Annotated in this window: 19 protein-coding genes; 11 read left to right on the forward strand and 8 right to left on the reverse strand. The window is 40.1% G+C overall.

All coding sequences use genetic code 11. The features are described from left to right. Window positions 1-7 precede the first annotated feature (7 nt). From PR766_RS16715 to PR766_RS16725, 3 genes are read left to right on the forward strand one after another with little or no spacing between them, the layout of a single operon-like run. On the forward strand, window positions 8-829 hold the full coding sequence (locus tag PR766_RS16715) for a heme/hemin ABC transporter substrate-binding protein (RefSeq protein ID WP_154635836.1): 822 nt from the start codon (window positions 8-10) through the stop codon (window positions 827-829). Further along, complete coding sequence (locus tag PR766_RS16720; protein ID WP_154635837.1) at window positions 826-1,827, forward strand: FecCD family ABC transporter permease; 1,002 nt, start codon at window positions 826-828, stop codon at window positions 1,825-1,827. Before PR766_RS16715 ends, PR766_RS16720 begins: the two co-directional genes overlap by 4 nt. A 3-nt stretch (window positions 1,828-1,830) precedes the next feature. Then, the gene (locus PR766_RS16725; protein WP_006661202.1) at window positions 1,831-2,610 is read left to right on the forward strand and encodes a heme ABC transporter ATP-binding protein; all 780 of its coding nucleotides are present in this window, start codon (window positions 1,831-1,833) and stop codon (window positions 2,608-2,610) included. Window positions 2,611-2,647: 37 nt separating this feature from the next. Here PR766_RS16725 and PR766_RS16730 read toward each other — a convergent pair whose 3' ends face one another. Next, on the reverse strand, window positions 2,648-3,565 hold the full coding sequence (locus tag PR766_RS16730) for a bestrophin family protein (protein ID WP_006658074.1): 918 nt from the start codon (window positions 3,563-3,565) through the stop codon (window positions 2,648-2,650). 499 nt (window positions 3,566-4,064) lie between these two features. On the opposite strand from PR766_RS16730, the gene PR766_RS16735 reads away from it, so the two are divergent. Beyond that, complete coding sequence (locus PR766_RS16735) at window positions 4,065-5,006, forward strand: ATP-grasp fold amidoligase family protein (protein ID WP_006658073.1); 942 nt, start codon at window positions 4,065-4,067, stop codon at window positions 5,004-5,006. Between the two features lie 61 nt (window positions 5,007-5,067). Here PR766_RS16735 and PR766_RS16740 read toward each other — a convergent pair whose 3' ends face one another. Further along, the gene (locus tag PR766_RS16740) at window positions 5,068-6,210 is read right to left on the reverse strand and encodes an MFS transporter (RefSeq protein ID WP_006658072.1); all 1,143 of its coding nucleotides are present in this window, start codon (window positions 6,208-6,210) and stop codon (window positions 5,068-5,070) included. Window positions 6,211-6,818: 608 nt separating this feature from the next. Further along, window positions 6,819-8,426: a propionate catabolism operon regulatory protein PrpR gene (gene prpR / locus PR766_RS16745; protein ID WP_036968266.1), complete on the reverse strand. Its 1,608-nt coding sequence runs from the start codon at window positions 8,424-8,426 to the stop codon at window positions 6,819-6,821. 256 nt (window positions 8,427-8,682) lie between these two features. On the opposite strand from prpR, the gene prpB reads away from it, so the two are divergent. From prpB to PR766_RS16760, 3 genes are all read left to right on the forward strand, one after another. Beyond that, window positions 8,683-9,573, forward strand: coding sequence for a methylisocitrate lyase (prpB, locus tag PR766_RS16750; RefSeq protein WP_006661199.1), 891 nt, complete (start codon window positions 8,683-8,685; stop codon window positions 9,571-9,573). Between the two features lie 73 nt (window positions 9,574-9,646). Beyond that, window positions 9,647-10,810 (forward strand): bifunctional 2-methylcitrate synthase/citrate synthase, encoded by a 1,164-nt coding sequence (prpC, locus tag PR766_RS16755; RefSeq protein WP_036968263.1) that lies wholly within the window; start codon window positions 9,647-9,649, stop codon window positions 10,808-10,810. Window positions 10,811-10,823: 13 nt separating this feature from the next. Then, on the forward strand, window positions 10,824-12,278 hold the full coding sequence (locus tag PR766_RS16760) for a bifunctional 2-methylcitrate dehydratase/aconitate hydratase (protein WP_036982502.1): 1,455 nt from the start codon (window positions 10,824-10,826) through the stop codon (window positions 12,276-12,278). A 128-nt stretch (window positions 12,279-12,406) separates the two neighbouring features. Here PR766_RS16760 and dbpA read toward each other — a convergent pair whose 3' ends face one another. The 3 genes from dbpA to PR766_RS16775 form a co-directional block, all read right to left on the reverse strand. Continuing rightward, complete coding sequence (gene dbpA / locus PR766_RS16765) at window positions 12,407-13,780, reverse strand: ATP-dependent RNA helicase DbpA (RefSeq protein ID WP_230086714.1); 1,374 nt, start codon at window positions 13,778-13,780, stop codon at window positions 12,407-12,409. Window positions 13,781-13,842: 62 nt separating this feature from the next. After that, complete coding sequence (locus PR766_RS16770) at window positions 13,843-14,883, reverse strand: galactose-1-epimerase (RefSeq protein WP_154635838.1); 1,041 nt, start codon at window positions 14,881-14,883, stop codon at window positions 13,843-13,845. 148 nt (window positions 14,884-15,031) lie between these two features. Further along, on the reverse strand, window positions 15,032-15,961 hold the full coding sequence (locus PR766_RS16775; protein ID WP_154635839.1) for a cation diffusion facilitator family transporter: 930 nt from the start codon (window positions 15,959-15,961) through the stop codon (window positions 15,032-15,034). A gap of 364 nt (window positions 15,962-16,325) precedes the next feature. Here PR766_RS16775 and PR766_RS16780 point away from each other — a divergent pair, with 364 nt between their 5' ends. Further along, the gene (locus PR766_RS16780; protein ID WP_006661195.1) at window positions 16,326-16,763 is read left to right on the forward strand and encodes a universal stress protein; all 438 of its coding nucleotides are present in this window, start codon (window positions 16,326-16,328) and stop codon (window positions 16,761-16,763) included. A 64-nt stretch (window positions 16,764-16,827) separates the two neighbouring features. On the opposite strand, the gene eco is transcribed toward PR766_RS16780, so the two are convergent. Then, window positions 16,828-17,304, reverse strand: a complete 477-nt coding sequence (gene eco, locus PR766_RS16785) for a serine protease inhibitor ecotin (protein WP_006661194.1) — start codon at window positions 17,302-17,304, stop codon at window positions 16,828-16,830. A 265-nt stretch (window positions 17,305-17,569) separates the two neighbouring features. On the opposite strand from eco, the gene PR766_RS16790 reads away from it, so the two are divergent. From PR766_RS16790 to PR766_RS16800, 3 genes are all read left to right on the forward strand, one after another. After that, window positions 17,570-17,782, forward strand: a complete 213-nt coding sequence (locus PR766_RS16790; protein WP_006658061.1) for a DUF465 domain-containing protein — start codon at window positions 17,570-17,572, stop codon at window positions 17,780-17,782. Between the two features lie 205 nt (window positions 17,783-17,987). Beyond that, on the forward strand, window positions 17,988-18,341 hold the full coding sequence (locus PR766_RS16795) for a nitrous oxide-stimulated promoter family protein (RefSeq protein ID WP_006661193.1): 354 nt from the start codon (window positions 17,988-17,990) through the stop codon (window positions 18,339-18,341). Window positions 18,342-19,233: 892 nt separating this feature from the next. Next, window positions 19,234-20,049, forward strand: a complete 816-nt coding sequence (locus PR766_RS16800; RefSeq protein ID WP_006658059.1) for a helix-turn-helix transcriptional regulator — start codon at window positions 19,234-19,236, stop codon at window positions 20,047-20,049. 155 nt (window positions 20,050-20,204) lie between these two features. On the opposite strand, the gene PR766_RS16805 is transcribed toward PR766_RS16800, so the two are convergent. Continuing rightward, window positions 20,205-21,613 (reverse strand): FKBP-type peptidyl-prolyl cis-trans isomerase (locus PR766_RS16805; protein WP_272518482.1); only part of this gene is annotated, 1,409 nt, incomplete at its 5' end.

The raw sequence follows: 21,613 nt of genomic DNA on the forward strand, positions 1-21,613 counted from the left end.
ATTTGTTATGAAACAATGGCTTCTAATGACCATCACTCTGGCAGCTTCTTTTGTTGCCAACGCTGCTGACCGTTTAGTGACACTCGGCGGTGATGTCACCGAAATTGTGTATGCACTCGGTGCACAAAATAATCTTGTTGGGCGCGATAGCAGTAGCTTACATCCAGAGCAAGCAACGAAGCTGCCTGATGTCGGGTATATGCGCATGTTAAATGCAGAAGGTGTACTCTCTCTACGCCCAACATTAGTGCTTGCCAGTGAACTTTCTCAACCTTCAATTGCATTAACCCAAATCGAAAAAAGTGGTGTTAAGGTAATTAAAGTAACAGGAAAGCCGAAATTAGAAGCCATTCCTGAAAAAATTACCACTATCGCGCAGGCGGTAGGATTACCCGAAAACGGGGAAAAGCTCGTCAAGAAATTTAATACTGAGCTCCTCGCGGTACCCACTAGCCCATTAAATAAAAAAGTGATTTTTCTGATGAGCCATGGCGGTGTACAACCGATGGCGGCAGGACAAAAAACCGCTGCCGATAGCATGATAACCGCTGTGGGTGCGCAAAATGCAATGAACAACTTCACCAGCTATCGCCCACTTTCCCAAGAAGGGCTTATTTATAGTCAACCGGATTTAGTCGTGGTCTCTGAGCAAGGGATAAAATCCCTTGGTGGTATTGATAAAGTTTGGGAATTACCGGGATTAGCACTCACTCCTGCTGGCAAAAATCGTGCAATTTTAGTGGTAGATGATACAGGGATGCTGAGCTTCAGCTTAAGCACACCTAAAGTCATGCAACAGCTGAGAGAGGCGTTAGAAAAAAACCAATGAGTCGTTTTAAGCCCCCTCTTGTTAAAATCTTTATGTTATTGGTAATACTGGGGGCAGTCACTGTGGCTGCCTCTACAGTAGGAGCGATAAATCTACCGCTAACAACCCTGTTATTCGCACCATCCACCGATCCAGATTGGCAAATTTGGCTCACTATTCGTTTACCCAGAGTGTTGCTTGCCATTTTAGTGGGTTTAGCGCTCGCGGTTTCGGGCGCAATGATGCAAGGGCTATTTCGTAACCCTCTCGCGGACCCAAGTCTTTTAGGGATCAGCAGCGGTGCGGCATTGTGCGTTGCTGCATTTATTGTTTTGCCATTTTCATTACCCACATTAATGCTCAGTTACGGTCATCTGGGCGCAGCATTTGTCGGTAGTTTAGCGGTTTCCCTGATCATCTTTAGTCTCAATCGGATGTCTAATGGGAATTTGGCAAGACTCTTACTGGCAGGGATCGCCATCAATGCTCTGTGTATGTCATTGATTGGTGTACTCAGCTACATGAGTAATGACCAACAGCTACGCACATTTAGCTTGTGGATGATGGGGTCATTAGGCAATGTTAATTGGACATCACTCACTATTGCAGCCAGCGTCATTGTTCCCACCAGTTTATTCTGCCTATTGCAAGGTAACGCCTTGAATATTTTACAATTAGGGGATGAGGACGCTCATTATTTGGGGCTGAATGTTGAACGCAGTAAATTTATTTTGTTATTCCTCAGCGCATTATTAATTGGCTGCGCCGTCGCAATGAGTGGTGTTATTGGTTTTGTTGGACTCGTCGTTCCCCATTTAATTCGTATGACGCTTGGACCTGACCATCGATGGTTAATTCCAGGTTCAGCCATTGTAGGCGCTTGCTTGCTATTAACTGCCGACACACTGGCTCGTACTTTAGCCATTCCCGCTGAAATTCCAGTTGGTTTATTAACCGGATTGATTGGCGGCCCTTACTTTTTATGGCTAATACTTCGCCAACCCGCAGGAAGGATCTAACTGATGCCCCCGTTACTCGAAGCCCACAACTTGAGTTATCGTATTAATAATCGAACACTCATCGACGATATCAGCCTATCCATACAGCAAAATCAAATGGTTGTTATTATCGGTCCTAATGGCGCAGGTAAATCTAGCCTGCTGAAATTATTGACTGGCTACACCCAGCCTACTCAAGGTCAATGCCATATCGAAGGTCGATTATTGTCCGATTGGGATCCTCAAGGGCTTGCAAAAAAACGCGCCGTGATGAAACAGCAAAGTCACTTGCAATTTGCTTTCAGTGTTGAAGATGTTGTTGCAATGGGAAGGACACCTTATGGTTCAGAGCATAAACAACAAGCTATTGATATTGCGATGGCTCAGACCCACTGTACCCCACTACGCCATCAAGATTATCGTCAATTATCGGGCGGCGAGCAGCAACGCGTTCAGCTGGCTCGAGTATTAGCGCAATTATGGCAGCCTGAACCAACCCCAGCCTGTTTATTCCTCGATGAGCCGACTTCAGCCCTTGATTTGTACCACCAACAACACAGTTTGCGGCTTTTGCATCAACTGACTCGCGAAAGACCACTAGGCGTTTGTTGCGTATTACATGACCTAAACCTGACAGCATTATATGCCGATAAGGTCTACCTCATTCATCAAGGGAAATTAGTGGTGGCAGGCACACCACAGGACGTGTTAACCACTGAGAATTTAACGCAATGGTATCAAGCGGATTTAGGGGTACAACCTCATCCTGAAACTGCGACCCCCCATGTGTATCTGCGCCATTAACGACAGAAGCCGCAAGCTATAACTTGCGGCCTTACTATCATAATAAATTAAAATATTTATTTGGCTTAGCCGGTGGCGGCAACTGTTTTGCATCAATCATATCAAGGGCATTACGTTCAAGCCCTGTACATAACGCATTCAATGGTAAGCTATTGTCTAGTACATCGAATGGATCTTCTAATTGCTCAGCTAATGCATCCCACGCCAAGAAGGTATAGGAAACGAACACTGAGACTAAAGGCGTCATATAATGTAAATCTCCCACCAATGCGAATGGCAGTAACGTACAAAAAAGATACACTGTGCGCTGTAAAATCAATGTATAAGCAAATGGGATTGGCGTATTAGAGATGCGTTCACACCCCCCTAATACCTCTGACAATCCGTTGACATCTTTATTGATGGATTGAAAAAGAACGTCACTAATCAGGTTATTATCCCGTAATTCCCCAACACTAAGACCGATGTGCATCAGGATTCGGCTGGTGGGATATGGGCTTTTAATCACATCTAAGAAAACATCGCGCGGTAACAACCGATATAAATCAACCTTTGGATTTGTTCGTCTGAGTTCGTGATTTAAACTCCAACTAAATGCAATAAGTAAATTAGCAAAGGTGCGGTGTGCTAATGGATCATTCGGTAATAATCCTTTGATGTTTCTTAATATATTACGTTGATTCGTTAATATTGAACCCCAGAGTGTCCTTGCTTCAACCAAACGGCTATAACAGGCATTATTTCGAAAGCCCAAAAAGATAGCGATAGCTATCCCTAATAAGCTAAATGGCGCTATTGTGAGATGTATTCCTAATTGCTCGTACCATTGATAGATTAAAATAGCGACAATGGACATCATGATATTAAGTGATAATCTGAAGGTAATTTTAGACAGCACGGAACCGTGCCAATCAAACAACCTAAAAAACCAGTGTTGATGCGGGCGAATGACCATAATTGAATAATAATTGAAAGAATAGTTATGTGTGATGATTATCACACAATTCATTTCAGCAATCTATATTTTGATATCATCAGAAATTTAACATTAAATTAACTAAAATTAACTTATTGGCAAAGTATTTAAATATCCTCAATATTTTTACTCTATTTACTGTTCTTAATTACTTTAAGATTTCAGGCATTGACACTATATGATTAATAATTAATTTAAATATAGAATATGAAATAATTATTTAATTTTAAAATTAATCACCCCGAAACTTAAACAGTTGATATACTAAATTGAAATTTAATCATTTGATTTACCCTAAATTAAATTTATATTAAATATCATTTAATTATATTACACCCAAGCAGAATTCTTAAGGAACTCTTAATATTAGCAATGTGATTGCTATTATCATTTAGTCATCATTTAAATAGTGGTTAATATAATCCAAACTATAAAAAAATTAATAAAATACTAATTTATTAAGAATGGTTGCTTGTTTATGAAAAAAACAGAATATTTCCTAAAAAAAATTCGCACATTTATTATGAGTGATAAAAATTACCTAACGAGTAAATTTATCAAAAAATTAGGCTATTACCCCAATTTTAACTCACCGAAAAGTTTTAATGAAAAAGTGAATTTTCGAATGATTCACGACCGGAATCCACTTCATAGTCAATTCGCTGACAAGCTTGCCGTGCGCGAATATGTCACACAGACTATCGGACAAGAACATATCGTACCGATTCTTGCGACATATCAGCATGTGGATGAAATTGATTTAACCAAACTTCCGCAACGTTTCGTCTTAAAGTGCACTCACGACAGTGGTAGTAGCATTATTTGCACGGATAAATCCAAATTTGACTTACAAAAAGCCAAAGATAAGTTGTCGTTCCATTTAATGAAGAATCTCTATTACATTACTCGTGAACGCCATTATAAAAATATTCCTTCACAAATTATTTGCGAAGAATACATTGATTTATTTGAGCAGAAAACAAGAAAGCTAGTGCCTGAAACTTGTCGTATTCACTGTTTTTCAGGTAAACCCGTTTACGCTGAAATCGATTATACGGATGAGGACGGTACTGAATTTATCAATCTTTATGATACCGATTGGCAGCTACAACCAGTGAGTTTTGGCTACCCTCAAATGTTAGAGCCTATTAATGAACCAACTCAGTTTAGAGAGATGTTAAGGCTAGCCGAAATTTTGGTGACCCCATTTGATTATTGCCGAGCTGATTTTTTAATGGCTGAAAATAAGCTCTATTTTAGCGAGCTCACGTTTGCTCCCAATGCAGGACGCACCGTCATTACCCCGCTTTCTTGGGATTTTAAACTGGGCGAATTATGGGAACAAAAAATTACGACACCCAATATGCTTCACACATTCAAGCCAGAGCTAACACTCGCCAGCCTAAGTAAGAAAAAATAACCATAAAAAAACGCGCTACTGAGTCAAAATAGCGCGTTTTATTTTTCACTACCAAGTGCAATTAGTTAGCCAAGACGCTCGCTTTACGACGTAAACTTGCGATCAACATATAAATCGCAGTCACTAACAATACAATAAAGAAGAAATTGGTTAGCCCACTATGTTGCTCTAGTAATGTGCCAGCAGCAATCGGTCCCATCGCAGAACCCACACTGTAGCTAAATAACATCACTTGCGTTGCAGCGACAATAAAAGATGAGTCTAAATTATCACACGCTAATGTAATGGCGATGGGATATAAGGCAAATGAAGACATTCCCAGTAATGCTAATGCCACGATCATCACCACGTAATCTGTTGAGATATAAATCATTCCCATCGCAAATACGCCTAATAGTGACACCATCGCCAATAACAATGTTTTGCTCATCATCACCGACAACTTACTGATCACGGGCTGAATCAGCATCCCACCCAAAATGATCGATGCCATCAGTACCCCGACTTGGTCAGTTGTATAGTGATCATTTTTCAGAGACAGCGGCATTAATCCATAAATGGTGCCCATTACAATTCCAGAGACCATGCAGCCCATTATTGCGGGTTTACTTAAACGTGTAATTTGTTTCAATGAGAGCTTCTGGTGCAGCCCACATGCAGGTTGTCCTTGACGCACAAGTAATGGCGGTAAAATCGCGACAAGTAACAAACCTAATACAACAATAAATGGCACAACCCCTTGAGTCCCAATAACACCAATTGCGAGCTGACCCAACGTCGTGCCGCCATATAATGAGGTCATGTAAAAGCTTAATCGCTTCGCACGTTCTTTAGGGTTATCGCCAATCAATAACCACGATTCTACCACCACAAAAATTCCCGCCACCGCAATACCTGCGATTAAACGGTTAGGTAACCATGCTTCAATGGTTGGCGTCCATGGCAATAAAATAACGGTAACCGCCAGCATGACGAGAAAACCAATAAAAGAGAGACGGTGACCAATTTTTGCGATCACAGGTTCAATCATCATTGAACCAATCAATAAACCAATATAGTAGGCGCTCGCTAACCAGCCCGCATACTGAGTATCAATATCAAAGCTGCCCATCGATAGTGGGATTAAGCTCATCAGGTAACCAGATGCAATAGCAAACAGGGTTAAGCCTGCAACAGGTACAAAGGTATTGTCGCTTTTACGCATTAAAATGGTGGACTCTTTCACGTCCCACTCTCCAAAAATAAAATAAATACTCTGCGCTGCAAGACGTCGGTCATGACGATAGCAATATTCACAAAAATGAATATACCTTAGCGACTAGTGCAGTGATGAAATTAAATAGATGAGGCTAATTTGAGCGCAATATAGATCTTTCATCGAGGGAATGACAATGAGAAAAACTAATGATGACTAGTAAATTTATTTATGTGAGAAAAATCACGTTTTTTTATGCAGTAAACCCCCCTAAAAAATCGCCACAAAAACAAGCAAACCATTTATTATCAATATGATAAGATAATCCCAAAAAAAATCCCTATTGTTACTTTTTGAAACATAACTCCCTGCTTCAGTCCCATCTTTCAAAATATATTTATCGTTTTTTTTAAAAGAAATTTATTCAAAACTAATTTAGCTAATTAATTAGTCTCAAGTTTATCAATATACTTAATTAGTGGTATTCATTATTTATAAATTATTATCTTGCTTTAATAATTGTTTTCTAACTCCAAGTTGTCTCCTAACTAGTTCGCGCTGTAGCAAGGCGGCAAATGAACTAATCCCTAGGAGCATACACTAGTATGTGACTAGGGTTAGCGAGTGAAGCCAACACAGATAGAGCGTGAACTAGGACGAAGACGGCGCCACAAAGTAGTTCGGCTAATCCCTAAATACTCCGCCACCGCCTTACGATCGCCATTAAACCTTGCCATCACTTGCTCTAGCGACTCTGTTGTTTGTTGACTAATTGGGGGTGTAGACACGGCACGCCTTTCTGGAGATAGCATCATTAACATGTCTGGATTGATGCTTTTATCCGCATAGGCGCTGCAATAGAGCGCAACCCGCTCCATTAGGTTACGTAGTTCCCTAACATTTCCTGGCCAAGAATAGGCAAGTAGAAAATCTCGACAACTGAGCAATTGCTGAACTCGAAAAGCAGGAAGTGGCAGTTGCAACCCTGCGAAAGCTAATTTTAATAATCGTTCTGAAAGCATGAAAATATCATCACCTCGTTCTGATAGTGCAGGGACTTTCATACGAAGCACACCTAAACGATAAAAGAGGTCACTTCGAAACCTTCCTTCTGCTACCCATTTATCCAGATCACAGTGGGTTGCACAGATCACGCGCACATTGATCTGCAAGGGGCGGTATCCCCCAACTCGCACCACTGAACGCTCTTCTAACACACGTAATAAGCGAGTTTGTAATGCGACTGGCATTTCTCCAATTTCATCAAGAAACAGCGTTCCGCCATTCGCTAGCTCAAATAAACCTGCTCGCCCGCCACGACGAGACCCCGTAAAGGCGCCCTCTTCATAACCAAATAGCTCAGCTTCCAGTAATGTTTCAGGAATCGCACCGCAGTTAACGGCAACAAACGGCATTTGTTGCTTACTTCGTTTTTGTTGGTTAAATAAACTGAATTCATGATGAATGGCTTGTGCCACCATCTCTTTACCTGTCCCACTTTCCCCTTGAATGAGCACCGTCGCATCTGAACGAGCATATAACATAATCGTTTGGCGGACCCGCTCCATTGCGGGCGATAAACCGATAAGGTCATTAATCGTGTGCCTAACTTTTGCCATGTTGAGCTGCGGATAATTTGCTTGGTTAAGTACATGTCGATGAGACATTCGGCTAAGTTCAATGGCATCAGAAAAGGCTTGCCGAATAGTTTGTGTAGAATAGACGAAAATACCCGTCATCCCCATTTCTTCGGCAAGATCAGTGATAAGCCCGGCTCCCACCACAACATGGATCCCCATCGCTTTCAAAGACTTCAATTGTGCTCGAGCATCTTCTGCCGTCACATAGCTTCGCTGCTCAATCTGCAAACAAAAATTTTCTTGGAACTGTTCTAAGGCAGGCATAATTTTTTGATAACTAATGATCCCAATTTTATCGCTAATTTCTCGCGCTTTAGCGAGTGCTTGCATCACATCAAACCCATTAATGTTAACGATAATCACTGGGACAGAAACATGGCTTTTTAAGTAAGCCCCATTAGATCCAGCACTAATAATCGCATCACAATGCCCCTCTTTTAGACGGCGACGCACTTCTTCTACAGCTTGATCAAAGCCGATATTAAGTGCCGTAATATCGGCTTGCGCGCTAAATTCGGGGCTAATATCACGAAATAGCGTATAAAGGCGAGATACTGAGACGGTCCAAATAATCGGCTTTTCCATTTTTCTCCTCCGCAATACTGCGCTTTACGATGTTTCAATTTTGTTTCATGTAACAATATGGTGTTTCAATGAAATACACCAATTCATTCACTCAATAGTGACTCTTTCATCACATAAAAACAGATTATTTTTATCTAATTGATATATAACAATTAATAATATTTTTTGTATTTCAGGGCAGACTGGCACATCAATTGCTATCTCACTATAGTTATCAAAGATCATTTACACAGAATTAACAGGTTATGAGGTGTTTATGTCTAGCCATTCCGCAGGTCAAAAATTTCGAGAGGCGATTAACCACGAGTCGCCACTTCAGTTAGTCGGCACAATCAATGCAAACCATGCACTGCTTGCCCAACAAGCGGGCTATAAAGCCATTTACTTATCAGGTGGGGGGGTTGCTGCAGGTTCTTTAGGTCTTCCTGACTTAGGTATCTCTACCCTTGACGATGTACTCATTGATATTCGTCGTATTACCGATGTCTGTGATTTACCGCTAATGGTGGATGCCGATATTGGTTTTGGTCCCTCCGCATTTAACGTCGCGCGTACCGTAAAATCCATGGCTAAAGCCGGAGCCGCAGGGCTGCATCTGGAAGACCAAGTAGGCGCTAAACGTTGCGGACATCGTCCGAATAAAGAGATTGTTTCTACACAAGAAATGGTTGACCGCATTAAGGCTGCTGTAGATGCCAGAGTGGATGAGAAATTTGTCATTATGGCACGCACTGATGCCCTCGCGGTTGAAGGACTCGAAGCCGCTCTAGAAAGAGCAAACGCCTACATCGAGGCAGGCGCAGATATGCTATTCCCTGAAGCCATCACCGAGTTAAGCATGTACCAACAATTTACTCGCCATACACAAGTCCCTGTATTGGCTAATTTAACCGAATTTGGTCAAACACCTCTATTTACGCTTGATGAGCTTCGCAGTGTCGGGATTGCCATCGCGCTGTACCCACTTTCCGCTTTTCGAGCCATGAATAAAGCGGCTGAACAGGTGTACACCACGTTACGCCAAGAAGGAACACAAAAAAACGTTGTGCCATTAATGCAAACCCGCGAAGAGCTCTATAAATCCATCAATTACTATCAATATGAAGAAAAACTGGATGCGTTATTTTCACAAAATAAAAAACGCTAAGCCTTTTTAATCACCGAATAAACCGTGAATAGAGCAAGTTGTAGTCGTCTCTGTCCCCTACAAGGAATCCATGATGAATGAACAACTTAACAGCGCTGTAACACCAAGCTTCAAACCTAAAAAATCCGTTGCTTTATCAGGCGTAACAGCAGGGAATACCGCGCTTTGTACCGTCGGTCGTAATGGTAATGACCTCCACTACCGTGGCTATGATATCCACGATTTAGCGACCCAATGCGAATATGAGGAAGTGGCCTACTTACTTATCCACGATAAGCTCCCAAATCGCACTGAATTGGCTGCATATAAAGAGAAGTTAAAGCCCTTAAGAGGTTTGCCAACCAATGTGAAACAAACATTGGAATCCATTCCTGCCAATACACATCCCATGGATGTTATTCGCACTGGAGTGTCAATGATGGGCTGTGTTCTCCCCGAAAAAGAGGTTCATACCCTTGCCGGAGCAAAAGATATTGCAGACCGCTTACTGGCGTCTCTTGGCTCTATCTTGCTGTATTGGTATCACTTTAGCCATCATGGTCGGCGCATTGAAACCATGACCGACGATGATTCTATTGGAGCTCATTTTTTACATTTACTGCATGGTAAAAAACCGCCTGCACAATGGGAAAAATTTATGCATATTGCCTCCATTTTATATGCTGAGCATGAATTCAATGCCTCAACATTTGCCGCTCGCGTTATTGCAGGAACTGGGACTGATTTTTACTCTGCTATTACTGGTGCCATTGCAGCCTTAAGAGGTCCCAAACATGGTGGAGCCAATGAGGTTTCACTCGAGATTCAGCAGCGTTACTCATCGATAGAAGATGCAGAGCAGGATATTGTCGCTCGCCTCAAAAATTCAGAAGTCATTATTGGCTTTGGTCACCCCGTTTATACCTTGGCAGATCCTCGCCATCCAATCATTAAATCAGTGGCACTACAACTGTCTGAACAAAGCATGAATCGACATTTGTATACCATTGCAGATCATATCGAATCGGTAATGAAACGTGAAAAAGGCATGTTTCCAAATCTTGATTGGTTCTCGGCCGTGGTTTATCACTTAATGGGCGTGCCAACTGCAATGTACACCCCGCTATTTGCAATTGCCCGAATAGCGGGCTGGTCAGCCCATATCATTGAACAACGCCAAGATAATAAAATTATTCGACCTTCCGCTAACTATACGGGTCCTGAAAATAAACTTTTTGTTCCTATTGAACAGCGCTAATTAAGGTAAAACCATGACAACGCAATCCCAAACAGCCCCACACGTTCAATTTGATACGGTGATGACGGATATCGTCGACTATGTTCTCGATTTTCCCATCACGTCAAAATTAGCTTACGAGACCGCCTATTATTGCTTACTTGATACGTTAGGCTGCGGTATGGAATCCCTTGAATACCCGGCTTGTAAAAAGTTATTAGGTCCGATTATTCCAGGTACAATTGTGCCGAATGGCACCAAAGTACCTGGCACGCAGTTTCAATTAGATCCCGTCCAAGGCGCATTCAATATTGGTACGCTATGTCGTTGGTTAGATTTCAACGACACTTGGTTAGCCGCAGAATGGGGACACCCATCGGATAACCTCGGTGGTATTTTAGCCACTGCGGATTGGCTTTCTCGCGAAAACCTTGCTAAAGGCAAAAAACCGTTAGTCATTCGTGATGTGCTTACCGCCATGATCAAAGCCCATGAGATTCAAGGCTGCATCGCTCTAGAAAATGCCTTCAACAAAGTCGGTCTTGACCATGTCATTTTGGTCAAAGTTGCCTCAACAGCTGTTGTCGCACAAATGCTTGGGCTATCTCGTGAGCAAATCCTCAATGCGGTTTCCCTCGCATGGGTTGATGGGCACAGTTTACGCACCTACCGCCACACACCCAATACAGGCTCCCGCAAATCATGGGCTGCGGGTGATGCAACGTCCCGTGCAGTAAGACTCGCACTGATGGCACAAAAAGGTGAGATGGGCTACCCAACGGCTTTAACGGCGAAAACATGGGGATTCTATGACGCCTTATTCCGCGGCCAGTCATTCAAATTTCAGCGACCTTATGGCTCTTACGTGATGGAAAATGTGCTCTTTAAAATTTCCTTCCCTGCTGAATTCCATGCACAGACCGCCGTTGAAGCAGCTTTACAACTCCATAACCAACTGAAAGAAATTGGTAAGTGCGCCGATGATATCGAATCCATTGCAATTCGTACCCATGAAGCCTGCATTCGAATTATTGATAAACAAGGTCCTCTACAAAACCCAGCAGATCGCGACCATTGCATTCAATACATGGTTGCGATCCCGCTTATTTTTGGTCGTCTTACGGCATCTGACTATGAGGACAGTATTGCTCAAGACAGCCGCATTGACGCACTACGAGCCAAAATGCATTGCCACGAAGACCCTGCGTTTACACAGGATTATCATGATCCTGAAAAACGCTCTATTACCAATGCTCTCACCATCAAATTAAAAGATGGTCAAACCTTAAATGAAGTGGTCATTGAATACCCTGTTGGTCATAAACGTCGTCGCCAAGAAGGCATGCCATTGTTACTTAAAAAGTTCAGAACTAACTTAGCACGCCAGTTCCCTGAGGCTCAGCAACGACGAATTTTATCCGCGTCATTAGATAAACCGTTGCTTGAGAATATGCCAGTGAATGAATATTTGGATTTATTTGTGATTTAAAGAGACGTTTTCACGATTCATAACGTTTTTCTGTAAACAACCGTTTTACTCTGTGTCATCTTGAGAGAAACAAAAAAGCCCTAGTTTTAGGTTATTAAAACTAGGGCTTCAAATATCGGGTAAGAATATTATTTCAGTAATCGGGCTCTTACTGATTTTCCTTTAATTTTGCCTTGCTGTAGTTGTTTCCACGCTTGATTCGCGACTGATTTTTTAATTGCAACGTAGGCATGCATTGGGTGAATCGCAATTTTGCCAATATCATCCCCTTGTAAGCCAACTTCGCCCGTTAATGCCCCTAAGATATCTCCAGGGCGGATCTTCGCTTTTTTACCACCATCAAGGCATAACGTGACCATTTCGGCTTCTAATGGGGTAATTCGTAAACCTGTCGGTTCAGGTAACCAATTCAGCTTGATATTCAGCATCTCTTCAAGCACATTGGCTCGCTGAGCTTCTTCTGGCGAGCAAAGACTGATGGCTAAGCCGCTCTTTCCTGCCCGCGCAGTACGTCCAATGCGATGCACATGGACTTCAGGATCCCAAGAAAGCTCAAAGTTAATCACCATTTCGAGCGCCTTGATATCCAAACCGCGGGATGCTACGTCAGTCGCGACTAAAACACGGCTACTCCCATTCGCAAACCGCACTAACGTTTGGTCACGATCGCGCTGCTCCATATCACCATGTAATACTAAAACGCTTTGATTGCTATCCATCATGGCATCATAAACGGCTTGGCAATCTTTTTTAGTATTACAAAACACCACACAAGAAGCGGGTTGTTCACGGCTTAAGAGTTTTTGCAATAAATCAATTTTGTCATGTCGAGCAACTTCGTAGAATTGCTGCTCCACATCTGGTAATTCATTAACTGAATTAATTTCAATAGTCAGTGGTTTTTTCTGAATACGTTGGCTAATAGCCGCAATGCTGTCTGGCCATGTTGCTGAAAATAAGAGTGTTTGGCGATCTTCCGGCGTAAAAGAAATTACAGCATCGATATCATCAGCAAACCCCATATCTAACATACGATCGGCTTCATCCAATACCAGCGTTTGTAAATGGTCTAACTGCACAGTTTCTTTGTGTAGGTGATCGAGTAAACGACCCGGTGTTGCCACCAAAATATGCGCGGCATGAACCAAAGAATCACGTTGTACACTAAACGGCACACCGCCACATAATGTTAAAATTTTAAGATTAGGAATATAACGCGCTAAACGACGTAATTCATTCGCAACTTGATCCGCCAATTCTCGGGTCGGACATAAAACTAAGGATTGGGTATTAAAATTTTTGGCATCAATACGTTGTAATAATCCCAAGCCAAAAGCTGCCGTTTTGCCGCTGCCAGTTTTAGCTTGTGCACGGACATCTTTGCCGGCAAGGATCGCGGGTAATGCCGCTTCTTGAATTGGGGTCATCGTGATAAAGCCCAATTCATTCAGATTGGAGAGTTGCTCCGCAGGAAGCGCATTTAAGTCAGCAAATGAAGTCACAGTTAACATTCCGAATAAAATAAAAGAGATCATAGGAGAGAAAACTCTCCTTGCCTATGATACTAAAAAATAAATTGATAGCGAGTTTGGTTGGTATAAATGTGGTTCGCCTTAGCAATAATTGCGTGCGGTTCATGTGCTTCCACATGCCCTAAACCATCAAATGGATATTGTGTCGCTAACACGACCCCTGAAAAAGGCGTGTAGGTTTTGCTTTTTCCTAAAACGGAAACCAAGTGGTTACCTGTATAAACATGAATTGCAGGTGAAGTGCTCATCATATGCATGTGAACATCCCCATTTGGTGAGCCTAATGTTGCGACAATGTGTTGTCCATCCGTAACCGCTCCGTCAAAAACAAATGTGTGGTCATACCCACCCACAGCTTGCTGGTCTTCATCTTGTAGATAATCACGACCAATACGTTTGCTTTGTCGAAAATCAAAATAGGTATCCGTGACTTCACGCCACTCTCCCGTTGGGAGCCCTTCATGATTTTGTGGTAAGAAGTATGGCGCGTGCATTTGGAGGTCATGCTCAAATGCAGTTCGGTCTGAGTCTTCACCCGCAAGATTAAAATAGGTGTAGTTAGTCAGATTGACCGGACAATCCTGATCACATTGATAACGGTAGCTGATAACAACTTGATTATCATCTGTCAGTTCATACTGTACTTCAACTTTTAATTCGCCCGGAAAACCTTGATCCCCATCCGATGACACCAGCGTAAAAATGGCTTGCTGCTGGTCTGGTTGAGTAATCGCCCATACCCGATAACTAAAATTGTCTCGCCCACCATGCTGGCAATGAGCGCCTTGATTATGCGTCAGTTGATAGGTATGCCCATCAAGCTCAAAAGTGGAATTCGCAATGCGATTTGCAACCCGTCCCACGGTTGCACCAAAATAGACGCGTTGCTCCATTTGAGCCGCCATATTTGGTGAGCCTAAAATAATATCGCGTTTACCACTTGCTAACGGCAATATACAGCTAACCCAACTTGCACCCAAACTACTCAAAATAATTTTCATTCCCTGTTTATTTGTGAGTGCAACGACCTTTGGTGTGCGCAGAGTATGACGTTGTTGCTTGGTAAACTGCATTTTTCCTGAGTGTTCCTTATATTTCCACTTATCGTGTCGCCTGACATTATTTAACAATAATAAAACGAATTCACGATAACGTAAAAAGAAAAAAGCTGAGCGTATAATACGTCAGCCTTCTCATAATTACCCAATAACCAAATAGGAATTAGTGCAAGCAATCTTTGTCATAAGGGTCTAAGTGAGTCATAACATCCAATATTTGAGGATTTTTCATTAATTGCTCTCGGACATTCACTGCAATATCATGTCCTTCCAAAATTGTCATTTGACCATCTAATTCTAAATGGATATCCACAAGAAAAAAATCGCCAGATTTACGCGTTTTTAAATCATGAAAACCTTTAACATCAGGGATTCCTTTTAGCACATCACTGATTTGCTCTAACGTTTCGTCATCCGCACCTTTATCCATTAAATCTTGCATGGATTGATAGGTAAATTTAAACCCCATACGGAAAACGAACGTCCCCACAATTAACGCTGCAATCGGGTCAAGAATACGAATGCCACATAAACTACCAATAATACCGATAGCGACGACTAATGAAGATGCCGCATCAGAGCGGGCATGCCAAGCATTCGCAACTAACATGCTTGAGTTAACTTTATTCGCCACATGCAGCATATAGCGAAACAGACCTTCTTTCGCAACCAAAGCCGTCAATGCCGCAACCAGAGCCATTGAATGAACTTCAGGTATCAGAGCAGGATTAATCATTTTCTCTACAGCTGACCAGCCCATACCAACACCGACTATCAGTAAAATAATACCTAAAATAAGTGATGCTCCATTTTCATAACGAAAATGCCCATAAGGGTGATCCGCATCAGGCTTTTTATGGCTTTTCTTATTCGCAATAAGAACAACAAAGTCAGCAATTAAATCCGAAAGTGTATGAATACCATCAGCAATCAAACCTGATGAATGTGAAAATACACCAACAATGATTTGCCAAATAGACAAAAGAGTATTAACAGCAACACTAATCAGAGTGCTCTTTTTCGCCGCCTTAAACTTTTCTTGCTGTAATGCGAATTCTTTCTTCGTTGAAGTTGGGATTTCATGTTTATGCATAGGTTATTTTCTTAATGAAAAACAAAACAATTATCATTTAAATATAGTTTATTTTCAATGACTTAATTAATTTCGAATATACTCTCATATTATTTGTTAAATGTCCCACAATAAATTGTAAACAATTGATTACATTGACTGAGAATGGTTATTCTTTATTTTTCTATCCTTGTTCAGATTGGAACTATAAATAAAGAAAGAAAAATCATTTATCAGCATAGCCTCTATTTCACATATAGAGGGGATTTATCTTTATTAGATAGGCATTGCAACATGAATCCAATATCACAAAATCATCAGCGCCATATGACTTATAAAATGATAGGTATATAATCAAATTAAAATAACAAATGAAGAGGTGGCTATGTATAAAAAAATATTGGTTCCTATTGATCTGTTAGAAGATGATTTAAACTTAAACATCATCAAACATGTGGAAGATCTCGCAACACTCGGTAAGCCTGAGATTCACTTTTTTTCCGTGATCCCGAGTGTCGAACTGTTTTTTGGTATTGAAGTGGCTATCCTGCCTGAAAGCCATAAGAATTCAGCAGAACGAGCATCACTGGCAATGCGGGCATTAGAAGAAGTGATCCGAGATGTTAAAATTCCAAGCTCTCAGATTACCTGTCAGGTCAGTATTGGTTCAGCCAAGGATGAAATTCTAGACTACGCAAAAACAATTAATGCCGATCTCATTGTTGTCGGCTCTCACCATCCAAGTACATCGACTTATTTATTAGGTTCAACCGCATCTGCTATTGTGCGTCATGCTCAAACCTCGGTGTTTGTCGTTCGCTAATTAGGCAAGCTTAAAATAAAAATGCCGCATCATAGAATCAAACGGTGATGCGGCATTAAATGCATTACTTCTTAATCGAGTTCATTAATTTATCGTCTGTAGACCAAATACGGTACTTCACATCCATATCTTTTGGCGCATAAACAACAATTGGTAACTTACTGTTATAGCGTACAAATGCGTCATCCCCTAACTGGGTAGTAATAAAACGATCTTTTGCAGGCTCAGTACAAGCCATCATTGTTGAAGCAGGTCCTTTTACTTCTTCTAATTTGTAATAGTTATAACCCCATCCATCTAAGGTTTTTTCTTCTAAATCACCCATAAACCATTGACGGTTACAATCAGCTTTGATGGTTTTACCGATAACTAACTCAACCATATAGTCGTATTCATTTTGCTTAGTATCCAGTTGAATCACATGACGAGTCATACCAGATTCTGCTTTTGGATAAGGAGCGATCTTTCCTAAATCTTCAGTCGCCATTGCACAAGAAGAAACTGCCACCGCAGCCATTACAGACAAAATCGCTTTTTTCATCATAAAATTCCTATTCGTAAAAAAATAACAACATTAAAAACTAGACTTTTATACATAGTAGGTCAATTCAGCCACTTTAATCACTATAGATGATTCTTAATTACAAAAATATAGATAACTTATTAATCCTTTAGTGATATTACTTAATTTTAGTATAAGGATCATAAAATTAATAAAAATTATGTAAATTCCCGCCATAAAGATGTACATAAAACAATCAATGATTATACTGAAAGTGAGGCTTAATTCATTCTGAGGAGGTAGTATGTTATCTGCTGATCAAGATTTAGTTTCACAATTAATTGCCACACATCCCCGCTTTCAGTCTCTCTATGAGAAGCATCATCAATTGAATAAAGAAATTAGCAAGCTTGAAGGACCTTCAGGTGCTGGCTATAACGAACAAGTCGCCAAACTTAAAAAAGAAAAGCTACATCTAAAAGATGAAATGCAAAGAATAATGCAAACTAGTCGGTAAGATGCCTTCACTCAATTGCTAGGCTGGCTTTATCAAGCGGAATTGGCATATAAAATCTAATACAATGTTAATGGCATAAGAAATGGCTCTTATGCCATTTTTGCCAGTACGCCTCAAAACAAGATTTCTATTGATTTAACCACCTATAAATAGAGCAATAAAAGATATATATTAAATATATCTTTATACGGCGAGGATTATTACGGTGGGAAAAAGAATATCTCGAGAAATTGTCACAATAGAAAAAATGATAAAAATCTATGAAAAGTCGCATCCTGCGCCTGACGACAACCCTGAGTATTATCAAACTCTTTTTTCCTATGCGGTTAAACGCCTAGAAAAATGTCGCTATGGAGAAGCCAAGCCTGCTTGTAAACAATGCCCAATACATTGCTATCAGCCAAAACAACGCGAACAAATGAAAATAATTATGCGCTGGGCTGGCCCCAAAATGCTATATTCCCACCCTATTTTAGCAATCCGTCACCTTATTGATGACAGAAAACCCGTCCCTGAACTCCCCCCTCGCAATCGAGCAACATCAAAATTAGATAAATAGACTTATCCGCAGAATATTCCACCAATTCGATATCATCGAGTGGAGGAGCAACAACAGACAGTTTGCCTGTAGAAATGTTAAATATATTTAACAACTCGCTACTCATGAACACCTATTGCTTGCTTTCACTATCTTATTATTTTTTTATCACTTTTTAGCTGCTGACAGTGGATGCCATAATTTCCAATTAATCCAATAAATTTACTCAGATTTATCATAAATAAGCTTGCTTCAAAAAATGACGCTCATATAAAAATTAGTAACCAACTATAATTAATAACCAAAATCCATACTTATATAAGAAGCAAAAAACATCACCCAAACCAATAAATGTCAAAAATGAGATTTAAATCTCAATATTTAGCTTAAATAGACCTTTTTGATAATTAAAATAAATCAGTATGATTCATTAATCTAATTGATGATGTAATTAACAAATTAATACATAAGCAAAATTTATTATTGATGTTTTTAACGAGTATATACCTAATAATTTACATGGCTATTATTTGTGATAAAACACAAATAACGACTACTTATCTTTAAAAGGTAAAAAAACCACAAAAAAGAGTAAAAAAATATAAAATATATAAAACCAGAAAAAACAATAAAACCAGCATTTTAATCTTGATTTACCGGTAATCCTTAGAATAAATGAAAGGTGTACCAAATAGGTCACTCGAAATATACGAACAATTTCCTTGAATAGTTCGCAAAAACCATATTTTGAAACATTTATTAATACTTTCATTTACGATATGACATATAAAAAAACAGCTCATATAATTTCAATCATCAAGGTCATAGTGATTTTTTATATCAACCGAGAGTGAAATTTTGATATTTAATTTCCACTATCACTTAAAGAGCTAATTTTAATAAAGGTGCTACCATGAACAGTAAATTAAGCCATCAGGTGATAAAAAAAGTACGCATAGATAAAAGTAACCCCCATGCGATACTCGATTTAACCTCTAAAGGCCTTATCATTATAGAAAAAGGGTCTATTTTGTTAGAAACCCCAGCAGCAAATGAAAGCTTGCATGAAGGGGACATTTTATATCATAAACAAGGCTCGTATTCTTTTAAGACCGAAAATAACACGTTAGATGGTGAATTTTTATGGATCTCATTGGATGATAAATTTTTACGTGAATACTTATCTCAATACGGTTCTCAGCTAAGCGAGATTGAGCGTACTGAAAACTCAGCTAATGACATTATCAAATTTACAATAAGTCCATTAATCAAAGAGTTAAAGAATAGCTTGGAGTCTTTTATTCAGACTCAGTATCCGGAGATGATCCTTAAGCTGAGAATCAATGAGTTACTTTTATTGTTATCTTACAGTGAGCAAGGAGCGGCATTGTTGTCTAATTTTCGACAACTCAGTAACCGTCAAGCTGAACGCTTACAAACCTTCATGGAAAATAATTATTTAAAAGAATGGAAACTCAATGAGTTTGCTCGAACCTTCGGTATGGGATTAACTACGTTCAAAGAGCTATTTCACACGGTCTACGCAACATCACCACGTTCTTGGATCAGCGAAAAACGTATTATGTATGCGCATCAGTTATTAATAAATACCTCGATGAGTATTGTGGAAGTTTCAATGGAAGCCGGATTTTCAAGTCAGTCTTACTTTACGCAAAGCTACCATAAGCGCTTTGGTTATACCCCTAGCAGGTCGCGTAAAGCCGCCTAAGCACTTCCCTCACGTTATATGCCCTGTCAGTATAGGATTAATGTCTTAGCTACACTGACAGAAAGGCAACCTCATTATCAATCACACCGCTTAAAATAAAAAAGAGCCTACTATCTCTAGTAAGCCCCTTCACATTAGTTAAATGTACCAATCAACTAGTTTGCTTGAATGACTTTTAAATCAATAATTGACATTGAATTTGGTGGCACTTCACCAGGAATCCCCTCAGGGCCATAACCACCTTCAGGTTCAATATAAATTTTAACCATTCCCCCAACACCCACTTTTTCGACAAAAGAGTTCATTGGTGGAGGCAATTGATTATAAGGCAATACCATCGGATTTTTTTCCGTGTGCATGACAGTCACTTTGCCATCTGTTAGTTGCTCACGCATGATCAGCGTGATTTTTTTATCTTGCACATCTGTAATTGGCGTACCTTTTTGTAAAACTTTATAGTAAGTGAAATTATCTAACTTACTGTATTTCTGTTGTTTTATATCTTCTAAAATCTTTTGATTGCGCTTCGCATTTTCTTTAGCAATCGTCGTATTATCTGCCGGTGGAATTTGAATAATATTTGGAGCCTTACCTGCTACGGTTTTTTTATTCGCCCTTAAAGCATCATTCTCTTCACGTAACTGAGTGACACGCTGATTAAGATCTCTAATCTGCAACTTTAATCCATCGTCGGTTGAAAATGCTTTCAGTGATGCCAGCTCATCTTTTGCTTTTTTCAGATTTTCTTGAACGCTCGCCAGCTCCTGTCTAGATTGGCTATCCGCCGCTGTTTTTTCATCCAGCTGCTTTTTAAGCTGAAGTAATTCCTGATCTTTTTTAGCAACATTCTCTGCCGTAAATTTTTCAGCTTCTAACTTCAGCACATTCAGTTGCTTATTAACATCTAACAATTTCTGCTCAAGATCTGATTGCTGTTGATTGCGACTCGCAATGTCTTTCTCAAGCTTAGCAATTTGAATTTCTTTTTCTTTTGCTTGTGAGGCTAACAACGCATTTTGAGATTCTAACTGTTGTTTATCAGATAGCTGGGCTTTCAACGAATTTTGGACATTTTTATTTTCTAAATCTAATTTCGTTAACGTCTCTTCTCTCGCTTTGAGTAACGTAATTTGTTGATTTAACTCAGTAGTGAGTTCTTTCACTTGCTGATCAGTCGCCTTTCCAGCAAGCTCAGTCTGTTTCTCTAATTCTGTACGCAGTTTTTGCACTTCAGCATTAGCTTGCGCCAGTTGTTTTTTGGCCTCTGCATAACCTTGCTCATTTGTTGCTAATTGAGCTTGTAACTGAGCATACTGATTTTGGCTATCAGTAAGCTGCTTAGCTATTTTTTCATGGGCATTTTGCTGAGTAAGCTGTTGTTTTTTCGCATTAGCAAGCTCAACTTCTAATGCATTTTTTTGGACCAATTGAGCCGTTTGTTCAGCTAAAACAACTTGAATTTTTTCATTTTGTTTTGATTTTTCAGCAAGTTGCTGATTTTGTTGCTCAAGCTGTTTAACTGCATCCTGCTGCTGTTTCAGCGCTGATTGGACATCATTTTTTT

This window comes from Providencia sp. PROV208 (assembly GCF_028479465.1).
Lineage (GTDB): Bacteria > Pseudomonadota > Gammaproteobacteria > Enterobacterales > Enterobacteriaceae > Providencia > Providencia alcalifaciens.